This is a genomic window from Acinetobacter sp. YH12058, assembly GCF_013419805.1.
Classification (GTDB): Bacteria; Pseudomonadota; Gammaproteobacteria; order Pseudomonadales; family Moraxellaceae; genus Acinetobacter; species Acinetobacter towneri.
The window spans coordinates 55,758-68,552 of record NZ_VOZL01000001.1; the positions used below are offsets into that span (position 1 = coordinate 55,758).

The window sequence follows — 12,795 nt, forward strand, 5'->3', positions numbered from 1 at the left end:
TTAGTTGGAAATAGAGGTTAGTTTTCCATTGGTAAAATGCAGATAGCGCGTTGAACGATAACCACGGTAAACCCATTGCTCAAATTCATTCGTAGCAGTTGTGGTGGTATTTACTTTATCTGGATAACCCCAAGTTGTCTTTTCGGCTTCCGATTTACTCATACCAATGCGAGGCTCTTTTTTTGCATCCCATTCAGCCTTAGCTTTTTCTGCTGCAGCCTGTTGTCCTTTGATTTTTGCCTGCGATTCTCTAACTTGAGAATTTAGTTCCTTGCCAGCACACGGCTTTCCTTGATAAACAGTATTTCCATTAACCGTGCATGTGTAAACTCCACCAGCAAACAAGCTTTGTGAAAGAGCTAAAATAAACAACCCTAATATGTATTTCATTGTTCCACCATACTTCCACAATGCTTGCACTTTATCGCTATTGCCTTAATTTCTTCAGCACAATAAGGGCAGGCTCTTAAATCTGATTGAATTTTTGGTTCTACCCGTTTTCCTGCATTATGAGAAAAATAATCTTCTCCTACCACTTTTGCGGTTGTAATCCGTACATTCGACTCAGGCTGATTTTGTATACTTAGATCAATATTGTTCTCAACTGGCTTGTTTACAACCTTAGCAAACGCAGCGTAAACCAGTAAAAGACTACCTATAAATAAAAATACCCATCCATATTGTATTTGGACGGTACTCATCATTGCTTCAGCCATGCCACCAAAAGGATTGTCTTTAAGCTTATCTGCAACATCCCCTTTGATGCTATTTAGCTTATAGAGTAGATAAATAAAATCTATTACCACTATTAAAAGCGACACACCACCAGTAATTCGCAAAGGCTTTATATTATTTATAAAGGCAAGTATAAGGCTGATAATTGCCAATCCAAGCAATACATACCCATCTATACGACCACTACTAAATATGGATATCGATCCAGCGATAGGCATACTCACTATTGGGAGAAAAACCCCAAGCAAAAGAACAATACCGCCAACAAGACCAACTAATTGTTGTTTGGAGAATTCCATCACTCACGCTCCCAACCAATGCTATAGACTTTCCCATCTACAACAGTAATTTCGTAGCGTGCGTTATTCATGCGATATGTGTAAGTTGTGGCTTTGTGCGGCCAGCCTTTACGATCATGAATTACGTGATTATATGATGACACTGGTCTACCTAAGGCTTCCATCATACGACCTTGAGAATGCCCAACCTCAACAATCATGTTACTACCACGAACAGCATTTGTGGATTCCAAAGCAAACGCAGATGATGACGCAAGCAGAATTGCAGCAACCAATATTTTTTTCATTAAACACCCCTCTAAATTTATATAATTTTCAGGCATTTTAACAATTGGTTAATCAATCAACAACTTTTAAATCTTCCATAAGTTTTTTAAATTCACGGTTTTGTGCGTGCTGTGCCGAGCGCATTAAATTGACTTGTGACCGCATTTTTCTAAGCTCACTTCTTTGTGCAGCTTTTACATACTGCAGATATGCACCGTATGACATATTCAAAATGTCATCGTGACGATGGCCAGACTCAATTAAATACTGGAACGAATCAAACCAAGTGCTTTTCTCATTACTTGACTTGCTGCCACGTTTAGGCTTTTCAGGCTTGAAATATGCAGTATTCACAGTCAATACAGCACGCAGCATATCTAAAAATAAAGCCTGATCTTTTGCCACATCAAAAATACGGTCTGCTGTTAAATTGGTGGTCATGACGCAGGTTTGAATTACTTCAACCGTGTGAGCCTTAAATAACTCAATCAAAATTTCATCTGAATAGTCTTTGTCTTTTAAATATTCTTTGACTGTTTCAGCATGTCTGCAGAATAAATCAAGCGACTTCACCTGAATCTGCTTCACTTCAATTTCGTCAATTTGAAAAGTGCGATTATCTGCTAAGAAAAAATCATTCATGATGGAATCTCAAAAAAGCCACCCGAAGGTGGCGGTAATTATTAGCCTTGCGTCACACCTTGTATGCCTTTGCATAGCTTCAAGATGCTTTCAGCATGCAGTGTGATGTGTCGATGGTTTGGCTTGGTTCGCTCAATATCAATTCCAATCAATATGGCTGCTTCAATATTTTTCTGCCAGTCACCCGTGTCTGGCACTGGCTCTATTGAGCAAAACACATAGCTATCATCACCAATATTAATGTCCGCATAATTTTCTTCGTCTGTGCTTGGTCGGCATTCTGCAACTACATAGGCAATATTCATGATTGCACCACGCTCGCAAATGGTAGCGATGGCTGCAATTCTCTTTCTAATTGCGCTATTTCATGATCAAGTGGATGCTTTTCATGTTTCCACACATTCATGTCTCTAGCTGAGCAACTAACTTGCTGTTTGCGATTTTCGCGATACCCAACAATATGGTTATATCTGGCCCATTTAGATTGGAAGGTTTGAGTTATTTGGTTTGACATCCACTCAAATGCATCAATAAATGATTCTTTGATAGCATCGGCTTTTTCGCCACTAAAACCCATGACAAGAAACATGAAGCCACGTTCTGTCATTTGATAAAAGCCTGTGTTTCTTTTCGTGTTACCTATCTGTTTGTTTTCTAAGGTAAACGCAAAATTGCGCTCACGGAATTTCTGTGAGCACTTCATATTTTTAATTGCTCGAAGCACATCAGAGTGTCTTTTTTGGAATGCTTCCGCTACTGCATAACTGGTTGTCTTTGGCTCACCATTTTCATTTGATACCATGGCGCGTAAATTTAATGTTGTCATCATATTCATGACTTTCTCCTAATCATATTCAAAAAAAAGAAACTGGCAGGCACGCTGAATATGAAAACGTGCTTTTCGAACCGTCGCCCTAGCCAGTGGTTTGCCTGAAAACAGGCATAAAAAAACCGCCCTTTCGGACGGTTTAATTAAGTGGTGGGATGAATCCCTTTCGTTTTCATTAATCGCTTAATGCAAATGAAAGAAATTTAAAAACAGGCACAAAAAAAGACGCTTATGCGTCGTGGAGTTTTCTTGTGCCTGTGTTGGTTTTAAGGTGATGGTACCGATGGAATTGTTACGATATGACCGTACAACCCAAGTGCTGCGTCGCTTTGTTTTGAAACATCAGACAACGCTTGACCTGAAATGGAGTATTGCCCTAATTCTTCGTGAATCAGTGGAAATGTGGTTTCAGGTGACTTCTTAGTGCGCCATAAACGAACCGCCATGTGCTCGCTAGTAGCCGTGTTAATACCCTTGAAAAACAGCTCATATTCTGTTTCAAAGTCCGATGCTAGTGTCGTATGCGTTACTGCGCCAGTGGTGTAGCTTGCCAAAAGTGGCATAGTGAGGTCTGAAACATCGTTAAAAACGACCGTACCGAACTTGGCATCCAATGTGTACTTTGTTGGGTCTACTGTAACCGCTGTTCCAGTTGTTGAATCTTTAAATGACACGGTAGACAAGTTATAACCACCAAGCTTAATTTCCTGACCTGCCACCACAGTGCCAATATTTGCATCGGTAATGGTTTGAGTGGTCACTTCGGTGGTTTCACCAGAAACGATGTATTTCAGGTTTTCTTTGTCCACTTTTTCAAGCTGACCTGAGAAATTAACCGATGTAGTCTGAACCATCGTGAAGTCAGTTGTGCGCTTGCCTGTCATGGATTCAACATGCTCTAAAACCTCAGCACCAATTTCCAATTCAAACTCTGGTACGTTGCCCAGATGACGCATTGCGCCTGCCACACCATTAGTGATTTTAGATAAGTAAAATTCACCTTGTAGCGAAATATATTGAGTGCTCATTATTTAGCATCTCCTGTAATTTTCTTTGTTACTGCTGCGGGTTTCACCTCTTGAATGACACCATCAGCAACTAATTTTTTGATCTGATCTTCATTCAGACCACCGACCACTTCGCCAACCTGAAAGCGACCTACAGGCTTTATGGCTTTATATTGTTTCGCCATGTATGGCTCCTAAATGAATAATGATGATTCAAATACCATCGTGATATAGACGCAAGTTGGTGAGAAATCCTCGCTGATCCGTACCAGTGATAATGGACGTGTACTTGAAGCTGGTGTCCATCCACTTAAAAGCGGAATAACCTGTGAAACCAACTCTCCCGCCTTATCAATTGCTTTAGACCCATCCGATAACTGTGAGGCTGCATGACGTTCAACAATGGTGATATCCCATTCTTGTTTTAAGGAGTTCAATTTTCCACGGCCAGCTTCATCAGTTTTACGAATACGAAGATAGTTCACATGAGCACATGGAGTGTTTTGTGAGAGTTCAGTTGTGCTACCAATGTTGATAGGCGTATAGATTTTCTTAAACTCTGAAATTTCTTTTAGCTTTTCAGCAATTTCAGCACGAACTGCAAAGAAATTACTCATCAAAAATTACCCCTTCAATTGAATTCAGGATTAACTGCTCTTCATCTTCAGTAATACCCAACCATGGACGGCGTGGTACGTTGACGCTATATGCTCTGCCCATTGACTCTTGAGCAAAGTTAGAGCGTGACTTACGCACGAAACGATTACCCACTTGCCCTGTTCTTTGGTTTTGCCGAAAGAACAACGTGCGTTTGCGGGCTTCATGTTTAATTTCGCCACCGAAATGGTGAATAGCGCCATAAACCACATTGGTACCAATCTCAACACCGTCGGATAGGACGTTATAAGTAACCGAATCCACCAACCGAGATGTGTCTCGCAATGTGGTGCCACCTTCACGCATTACACGAACTGAAAGCGGCCACTTTCCTTCTAAACCCTCTCCACCTTTCCAGCGTGAACGAATCCCCTCAACAACGGTACTGCCTACCGTGTCGAATAAATCCGCTTTACGTTGTTCAAAATCTGCAAGGTTTTTAAGGATGGATAGAATTGGTGTATCACCTTCAACATTGATCGTTATCGCAACACCACTCATGCACACCTCACTTGATGCTAGGCATCATGTCTAAAGTGGAATCACCAAACACACCACCTGTGTAACTGGTACCGATTGGCATTGTGGATGGTTTATTCTTTGGCTGGTCGTCCACGATTTGGTTAGATACTGCATCCTGAATTTGCAAATGTGCCTTGTTGTTAGCCACCAACTTTAAAAATGAAACAGCATCTTCATAACGCTGCCGCACTTCCTCGGTTGGTTGCTGAAAATAGAGGCGATAACGTGCAATGTCACACGCCATGCGCTCTAAATTGCTAGGCACATTTGGCAACGGCAAAGCATAACGACCACCGATGTAGCCGTTAATTTCTTCTGTTGCGTCCTGAATGGCATCTTGAATGGCGGTTGATGCACTTGCATGCATCAACTTCAGTTCTTGAATTTCCTGACCAAATCGTGCAACCAAATTTGCTTCAGTTGCATACATAAGATTTACTCAGCTGTAGAGCGGGTACGGCGTGCAGGCTTTTCCTGAGTTTCCTCTTGATCGGCTTCCACTTCTTTAATCGCACCCATAACTAAAAGGGCCTTAGCACGTTCTGCACTAAGACCCTCGACTGTTTCGCCTGGCAGGTGCTGACCTACGGACTGCGTTGCAATGTATTTAGCCATACGTCACTCCTTAGACTGTGATGAAGCCAGTACCACCGCAGATGCCATTTTTATTTGATGGCACAACCAGTGGAGCTGATTCAGTCATAAGTAAAATGCCGCTTGGATCTTCTTCGTACCATTGGCGGTCAAAGTATTCTAAAGCCAAGCCATTTGCATGGATGTTTTCGATCTTACATTGCGTCACATAACCATTGGTGTCAGAAATAAGTGCAAAGTAATCCACTGGAATGAAGCGTTTCACTTGCCCTTTGTGGCGGTACGTTGCGTCATACGTCCAAATTTCAATATCACCCAAGTAGCCTTTGAACTTCGCAGAACGTGAGGCGTTTAGACCTGGGCGATAAGGAACGCTAATACCTGCATACGGCTCAACAAACTTGGCTTTGAATGCTGCGTTCTTTTCCAACACTGACCACACTTTGCCAGTTGTAAGAATCATGGTTGCATCACCACCACCTTCATCCAACATGCGTTGTGCCATGGTATCCATGTCTTCAAGCGGTGTAGCACCTGCCTGATCCCAAGCGGTTGTCGGGGTAAATGCAAGTGATGCATCGCGACCAAAAGACACCACGTTTTTAGTGTAGTCGTCTGACTCAAGCACAATCTGACCAGTTGTGACTAATTCAGTCGCCATCAGGATTTTACGATTATCAATCGAGTCGTGGTTACGCTTGATCGTTTCGATCTGAGCAATCATGTATTGCTCTGCTGTGCTCAACTGATTGTTGCCTGTTGAGATAATGCCAGCATCACGCAAGCGCGCCAATAAAGCGGTATCCCAAGCGGTTGCAGGTGTGACTTGATTCTTTGGTTTCAAGTAAGCTGGCTGTACGTGGCTTACTTGAATTGCTGTGGTGCGGTCAAACGGCTTACCTGGCACCTGTGGGGCAACCAATGGAGCAATGTCTGATTCAGTTTCAAGCTCGGCAATAGGCACCACATTTGTCGTGAATGATTTGCGACGAGGAAATAGCTTGTCCAAAAGCCATGTATCCATCGGCTCATAATTTGAATGAATTAATGCTAATTCATCAACGCCCAATAGCTCCAGCGGAGCACCATCAATAGTAAAACTTTGTGGCATGATTTACACCTTTGATAATTCAATGTTGTTTTTAGATGCTTTAGCGCGTGCTGCATCGTATTTGCTTGTTGCGAGTGCTGTGCCAGCAATTGATACAGCCTCAATATTGAACACACCACCGTTATAAACAGGGATTTCTGTGCCGTTTGCAGCTGCTGCAGTTGCTTGTGCAGCTGTCAGTGTTGCACCGCAAATAACGTCCCAACTTGACTCATCGGCCGCTTGGGTTAAGACGTTTGCTGCAGACAGCGCCAGTAAGTCGCCTTCTTTGTATGCTGTGGCAGTTGTAACCTTGGCATTAACACGGCGGGTTTTTCCCACGTCCAAATTAAACGGACGTGATTTATGTGTAGCTGAAACAGTAGTCATGGATTACTTCCCCTTTTGCTGAGCTGCAAATGCTTTAGCGCCTGCAGATAATTGATGCTCTTGATTGCCCGATGGTTGCGTGCCACTTTGAGCATTTGCTTGATGAGTGAACAAGTGAGCAAATGCTGGATTTGCTAACGGCGCTTGTTGCTGCTGACCAGCTGGCGTTTGTGACTGTGGTGTCGCAAATTGCTTAAGTGTTGCTGCCATCAAATCAAATGCATCATCAGGCATAGCCGCAAACTTGGTTTTTTCTTCAGCCGTAAATTCCTTGCCTAAATCTTTGGCCAAAGCATCAATGGCTGAATTACGCTTATCTGCAGCAAACTTATTAAGTTGATCCTGCAAACCTGAAATGGTCTTTTCCTGCTCTTGGATTTTCGCTTTCGCTTGTTCTAAGTCCACGTCTGTGTCCTCTTTGCTAGATTGTGTTGGGTTGTGGCTGGCTGCCACAGCGTTTGTGTTGTCATCTGCACCCAAAGCACAGAAAGACACTTCACGAATGCGACCACCACGAAATACCGTGATTGGTCCTTGGTGAACTTTTCCATTGACCCTGACAGATGAGTCAGCCTGAATTTCTTCGACTGATGACGGCTCAATACGAACCGACATTTGCCACGGAAAACCATCGTCAGAGTCACGGGCAACTTCGGTACCGAACTCGTTGCTCATTAAGTCGCCTGAAACGACTAAACCTTGTTGATGATTAATGCTGTGTTCATTGATGACACCTGCACGCTGGCGTGGTGAGTGATCAAGTAATGCGGGAATACGCCCCTTAATTTTCATTGAGTCCAAATCAAAAATAATTCGGTCCCAATACCAGTGGTCTGTAATCACTTCACCGCTATATGCCACGCCTGTGAATGTGCGCTTTTTCTTGCCTTCCTCGGCTTGATTGACGTTCAGATCGCCAAGCCGAAAGCAATATTTGTCCTGTGTTTCCTCTACTGGCATTTTCATGCTCCAATAAAAAACCGCCCCAAATGGAGCGGTCATATTCATATTTAATTCAGTTCAGCAAAGGCTTAAGCGTATAAATCAGTTTGCCTTTGATTGTTTCAATCGAAACCACCTCAAACGACAAGCCAAATGGAATCAAAACCCCTTGCCCTGCATTTAGCTTTTCCAGATCAATACCTAAACCTTTGGCATTCTGAATCTGAATCACGATGTCACCTGCAGAATCAGTCATCAGCAACGGCGCATTGAATTGTACTGTTTGCCCAACTTGATACGCTGCCACTTGCTGAATAGTCGCGGCACCTACCACGGTTGAAGTCGTATTGCTTGCCACAGCTTGCATTGCTGCCATGTCAGCACTTAGCCACCGCTTTAACACATCATCAGCCAGTGAAGCCGTAGACGCATTTAGATACGTGGTCAATGCAGTGTCGTTGCCTTGCACATAATCAATAAACGTCCGAATTGCTGTGGGTCTGATCTTTGGGTCAAGTGGAATGACTGTATCTGCAATCGTGTTGAATAAATCCCGACTCTTGTCATCCATTGGTGCAAACAAACTTGTCAGCTTTTTGGATGCAGTCCATTCGGCTTGAATAACTTGCTTTTGCTCAAGCAAATATTCTTTATCCAGTGATGAATCAGCAATCTTTTTATCGACCAATGATTCAAGCTCACCGAATTGCAACGGATGTGATGACCAATCCAAAGCTTCAGCAACATCAGGCAGCTTGTCATCTGGCGTAATGCCGTATTTCAATGCCTGTTTTTCGGTTAAAGCTATCACGGTGCACCGACAACGGAAAGAAAGTGGCGGATAATGTGTCAACCAAAATGGATGCTCAAACGGCAAAATGATCTTATCTAAAGCCAAGTGGCTCGGACGCACCCGACTGTCATTGATAGCCGAGTACATCAAGTAAGGGCGTTTAGCCTTATTTCGGTTTTGTTGAATCCAACGACCATGACCATACGCATTTTGAATATTGGTACGAAATACGTTGTCCAGATAGTGCTTTGGCAACTCGATACCTTCTTTTTCAACCAACTTTTGAAAGTCCCGAAAGGTTGAACCCTCAGCAATGGCTTTATTGACTGCCTTAATGACCGTTTCAATTTGCTCGAGGCTCGACAAAAAGCTAACCGTAGTTGCCATTTGCCGTGTTTTTAAATCCAGTGAGTAAAACTCATCAGGCAATACAATCTTGCGCTGCCAAGCATATTGCAAGGCTTCAAGAAAGGTAACTGGCTGCATGCTAAACCCCTTTACTTGCTGCCACATACCCGATCATATCTGCAGCATACAAAGCTTGATCTAACTTGGCTGTGAACTCGGTTTTAGTGGCTTTCGGAATAAGCTGTGCAAGATTGAAAGCCAAAGACTCAGGACTATCCGATTCACTTAACAATTGCTGGATTTCAGACACGCTCAACAGTGATAAATCATCTTGGCCATCGGTCAGTTCTTCAACTTCCTGCTGAGCACCTGACAACTTATTTGGCTTAGCTTTAAAGTTGAATACCTGCTTAGGTACGTGTGTGAATTGATGAGGTACCACTGGAGTCGGCTCAACCAGATCACCATCTTGCAACCCATATTCACGGATGAAATAGGCGTTTGAGAAATTGGCTCCTGCGCCTTTCAGCTTCACATCACGTTCCGCCTTTTCAGGTTCAAGTGACTTTTCCTCGCCAAGAATAATCTGTCTGCGCTTCCAACCATTCAGATCACACAATGCATTAATAATCGCCTGCACTGTTGGGGTAATCATCCGAATGTCTGCACGGTATTTCGCATTTTGGACTTCCAAATGCACATCACCCAAAGCACGTGAGCCTGCGCCATCTGTACCACTGGTGAGCGTCTGACCTAAAACCACCTTTTGAATACGGCGTTCCAAATTCTTGTCGAATGTTTCATACGCTTGCGAGCCATTACCTACAGCCGATGCACTATGCAGTTCTACAGAGTCCATACTCGAAATCGCTAGAACAGAAGTTGCATGTGCTTTTAGTAATGCATCCCGCATATCTTGGTTGTGGCCAGTAGATGACTTGCCCACCAACAATGGCATACCGTACTTTTCTACAAATTTTGACCAGAACTTAAAGCCATTCGTTTTAAAGAACCAAACCCAGTACAAACGACTAAGCAGTGCCTCTCCATAAGGATTTTCAAACGTAGATTTACAGCGTGTTAAGAAATGCTTAAAACGTTGGTCTACTTCCTGATCCTGATGTGTGTGGTTGTAGTTCTTTAAAAGAAGCAAACTTCCATTATTCTTTGGCTCATACCATTGCAGAGGCTTTTCACCAATCCATTCAAAGCCTATGAATGGTGTGACAACATCACCTTGAATATGAAGTTTAGGGTTTTCAGGTCTGGAGTAAATTCCCTCAAGCACAGAATATCCGTACCATCGTGCGTTTTGTGCACCTAAAATGATTTCAGACCACCATTCACGAAGATGTGCATACAGAATTTCTGTTTCTATACCTTCTGCTGGCTCTAGCCGCCATGGAGCACTTTCCAGTTTATCCTGTCGCTTCTCAATTGCCTGATAAACTTCATCGTCATACATCATGACTTTTAATCGGTGTCTGGTAATACCTGCCTTACGCAGTACCTCATCTACATCAGGCATTTTAGTCAAATAATTGAGTAGCGCCTGTTCAGCTTCATGCACACTTAAGTTACCCGACACAGGCTTTTGACTTTCGGGATTGCGTTTTTTCTTAGCCATATTTAAAACCTTATGCCGCTGGTGGGCTGTAATTCAACATCACGACTGAATCTTCAATCGCATCAATTAAGGTATCGACTTGGTCGTCGTGGTCATGGGTCATTTGAGCATTAAATGCCTCACACTCATCTAGGAAGGATTGCTTCCAAGTTGCATTTCGAGGCAGCATGACAAACCTGTTTTGATTTTCAGGGTAAACATCAAAGTTGTTCTCTAGGTGTGGTGCTACATCCATAAAGCGGGTCAATTTGTCCTTTTCACGTTGAACAGGAATAATTGGAATACCGCCATATTTTTGCCATGACTGCACTAGTTGGGTTCCATGCGCCTTATCCTCAACTTTCATGTATCGAACAGGCTTGGTTCTAAGGTCATACACCTTGTGTTTATCGATAAATGATTTCGCTTTTTTATTCATCTCAGGCGCTTCCCATTTGCCGCGCAAAAGATCAATCAAATAAAGCTTGCCATCCACCCCCATACCAACCAAAAGAAAGACAGTGAAGTCATTTTCTTCTTTGACCTTTTGAGCGGTATCCACATATACAGCACGCCAAACCAGTTCAGGTAATTCGTGATATTCACCAAACCACTCGCCCTTGATTAGATCACCACCTAATTTCTTAGGTTGCTGCATGTATTGGCTGCTGAACGTGTAACGTGAAACTGTTGCGCCATCTTTGTCTTGACCACCTTTCTCCAACTGCAGCAAAGACTGCAGTGATTCTTTCAATGGCCAATAGCTTTGACGCCCTTTTTCGTCTCGCTCAACGTCACGTGGTACCTTCTTTTGAATATGCTCAGGCAGTGACTGAATGTAATCATCATCAATCAAGGCAGGGATTGAAATTTGATGCCATTCGCCTGGTACGTTACTAGTCATCACAAAGTTAGTCGGATCCTCAACGTGTAAACGCTGCATGATCAAAATAATCGGTGTCGATGATTTAGCTTTACGTGAGTTCACCGTGTTTAGAATTTTACGGTTTGCTTTGTTACGTGCTGTCTTACTGAATGCATCTTCTGGTTTAAGTGGGTCATCAAGAATGATAGCCCCTGTAAACCCAAGATCAGCTAAGGTACCAGCACGACGCCCTGTAACCTGACCACCCATCGAGGCGCTATACACATGCCCCGCCTCATACCCATCTACTGTGGTTTTCCATGATGCCTTTGCATCGGTACTGGTTGAAATTTTGACTGGCCATAAGGCTTGAAAGTCTGGTGACTTCACGATATTTCGAGCTGTGGCCGAAACATCCTCAACCAAAGACTGTGAAAATGATAAATACAGAAAGCGTGAACGCTGGTTACGCCCAATCCCCCGTGCAATCAGGTTGGTAAGTAATTCAGTTTTACCACTGCCTGGTGGTACGTTAATCACAAGGTTGGGAATTTCACCACTGATAACTTTATCAATCGCATCAGCAATATATTCATGGTGCCAATTCACCAAGAATTTAAACCCCATACGTGGCAGGAAAAATGCCCGAGTAAAAAATAAATGCTCGTCTTCACATTTGATTCTTTTTGCTTTTAATTTGACTGGGTCAATATTCGCTCTCGAGTTCATTTATCGCCTGCCTTACCTGCTCATCAGTGGCAGTAACAACTACTGTATTTTCGTTCTGAATCGGTCCACCACCTGCGCCTGTGATTTCCTGTTTATTTGTAAACTGCCCACCGCAATCCTTTGCAGCCTGTTCAAGAATCTTGAGCGACATCACTGTGTTCTTTGCATTGCGCTCTAATTGCTTCTGATACTGCTTTAAGCGGTAATGCTTGTTTGCAATCGGGATATCAATTAAGCCAGCATCAAAATCGGCGCGTGTCTTGTGGAATAAATCGACAAATTTTTTACTTAGATTTTTACCAGCCGCTTTGGTTGGATCGTAAAGTTGGCATTGCTTTCTATCAATCTTTACACCAAATTCTTGCAAGACCTGATCTGCCACCTCTTGAGGGGTATCACGGCATGCAAGAGCTTGAACTATAAATATTTTTACAGGCTCTTTTAATGCTGCCATAAACACCCCTTTGTCTAGCTACGTCT

At 43.1% G+C, this 12,795-nt stretch carries 19 protein-coding genes; all 19 read right to left on the reverse strand.

The features are described from left to right. Entirely contained in the window at positions 1-390 is a 390-nt protein-coding gene (locus FTU09_RS00260; RefSeq protein WP_180052057.1) for a DUF4124 domain-containing protein, read from the reverse strand. Beyond that, positions 387-1,034, reverse strand: coding sequence for a zinc ribbon domain-containing protein (locus FTU09_RS00265; RefSeq protein ID WP_180079357.1), 648 nt, complete (start codon positions 1,032-1,034; stop codon positions 387-389). Before FTU09_RS00265 ends, FTU09_RS00260 begins: the two co-directional genes overlap by 4 nt. Further along, positions 1,034-1,321 (reverse strand): hypothetical protein, encoded by a 288-nt coding sequence (locus FTU09_RS00270; RefSeq protein ID WP_180052055.1) that lies wholly within the window; start codon positions 1,319-1,321, stop codon positions 1,034-1,036. The genes FTU09_RS00265 and FTU09_RS00270 overlap by 1 nt, the downstream gene beginning before the upstream one ends. Positions 1,322-1,373: 52 nt before the next feature. Then, positions 1,374-1,943, reverse strand: a complete 570-nt coding sequence (locus tag FTU09_RS00275; protein ID WP_180079358.1) for a hypothetical protein — start codon at positions 1,941-1,943, stop codon at positions 1,374-1,376. Between the two features lie 41 nt (positions 1,944-1,984). Further along, on the reverse strand, positions 1,985-2,248 hold the full coding sequence (locus FTU09_RS00280) for a hypothetical protein (protein WP_131260856.1): 264 nt from the start codon (positions 2,246-2,248) through the stop codon (positions 1,985-1,987). Then, positions 2,245-2,778 (reverse strand): Rha family transcriptional regulator, encoded by a 534-nt coding sequence (locus FTU09_RS00285; protein WP_180079359.1) that lies wholly within the window; start codon positions 2,776-2,778, stop codon positions 2,245-2,247. The genes FTU09_RS00280 and FTU09_RS00285 overlap by 4 nt, the downstream gene beginning before the upstream one ends. 260 nt (positions 2,779-3,038) lie before the next feature. Next, complete coding sequence (locus FTU09_RS00290) at positions 3,039-3,800, reverse strand: hypothetical protein (RefSeq protein WP_180079360.1); 762 nt, start codon at positions 3,798-3,800, stop codon at positions 3,039-3,041. Beyond that, positions 3,800-3,964, reverse strand: coding sequence for a hypothetical protein (locus FTU09_RS00295; protein ID WP_180079361.1), 165 nt, complete (start codon positions 3,962-3,964; stop codon positions 3,800-3,802). Before FTU09_RS00295 ends, FTU09_RS00290 begins: the two co-directional genes overlap by 1 nt. Positions 3,965-3,973: 9 nt before the next feature. Next, on the reverse strand, positions 3,974-4,396 hold the full coding sequence (locus FTU09_RS00300) for a hypothetical protein (RefSeq protein WP_180079362.1): 423 nt from the start codon (positions 4,394-4,396) through the stop codon (positions 3,974-3,976). After that, positions 4,389-4,937 (reverse strand): phage virion morphogenesis protein, encoded by a 549-nt coding sequence (locus FTU09_RS00305; protein WP_180079363.1) that lies wholly within the window; start codon positions 4,935-4,937, stop codon positions 4,389-4,391. Before FTU09_RS00305 ends, FTU09_RS00300 begins: the two co-directional genes overlap by 8 nt. A gap of 7 nt (positions 4,938-4,944) precedes the next feature. After that, positions 4,945-5,388, reverse strand: coding sequence for a gp436 family protein (locus tag FTU09_RS00310; protein WP_180079364.1), 444 nt, complete (start codon positions 5,386-5,388; stop codon positions 4,945-4,947). A 5-nt stretch (positions 5,389-5,393) separates the two neighbouring features. After that, positions 5,394-5,573: a hypothetical protein gene (locus FTU09_RS00315; protein ID WP_180079365.1), complete on the reverse strand. Its 180-nt coding sequence runs from the start codon at positions 5,571-5,573 to the stop codon at positions 5,394-5,396. A gap of 10 nt (positions 5,574-5,583) precedes the next feature. Further along, positions 5,584-6,663 (reverse strand): major capsid protein, encoded by a 1,080-nt coding sequence (locus tag FTU09_RS00320; RefSeq protein WP_180062102.1) that lies wholly within the window; start codon positions 6,661-6,663, stop codon positions 5,584-5,586. A 3-nt stretch (positions 6,664-6,666) separates the two neighbouring features. Next, complete coding sequence (locus FTU09_RS00325; protein WP_180079366.1) at positions 6,667-7,032, reverse strand: hypothetical protein; 366 nt, start codon at positions 7,030-7,032, stop codon at positions 6,667-6,669. A gap of 3 nt (positions 7,033-7,035) precedes the next feature. Beyond that, positions 7,036-7,992 (reverse strand): hypothetical protein, encoded by a 957-nt coding sequence (locus tag FTU09_RS00330; RefSeq protein WP_180079367.1) that lies wholly within the window; start codon positions 7,990-7,992, stop codon positions 7,036-7,038. Positions 7,993-8,047: 55 nt separating this feature from the next. Further along, entirely contained in the window at positions 8,048-9,253 is a 1,206-nt protein-coding gene (locus tag FTU09_RS00335) for a phage minor head protein (protein ID WP_180079368.1), read from the reverse strand. 1 nt (position 9,254) lies between these two features. Continuing rightward, positions 9,255-10,742 carry a DUF935 family protein gene (locus tag FTU09_RS00340; RefSeq protein ID WP_180079369.1) on the reverse strand — a complete coding sequence of 496 codons (1,488 nt, stop codon included), beginning with the start codon at positions 10,740-10,742 and terminating at the stop codon, positions 9,255-9,257. 10 nt (positions 10,743-10,752) lie between these two features. Next, on the reverse strand, positions 10,753-12,315 hold the full coding sequence (gene terL, locus FTU09_RS00345; RefSeq protein WP_180079370.1) for a phage terminase large subunit: 1,563 nt from the start codon (positions 12,313-12,315) through the stop codon (positions 10,753-10,755). After that, positions 12,293-12,769 (reverse strand): DUF2280 domain-containing protein, encoded by a 477-nt coding sequence (locus FTU09_RS00350; protein ID WP_104852024.1) that lies wholly within the window; start codon positions 12,767-12,769, stop codon positions 12,293-12,295. The genes terL and FTU09_RS00350 overlap by 23 nt, the downstream gene beginning before the upstream one ends. Between the last annotated feature and the right edge of the window lie 26 nt (positions 12,770-12,795).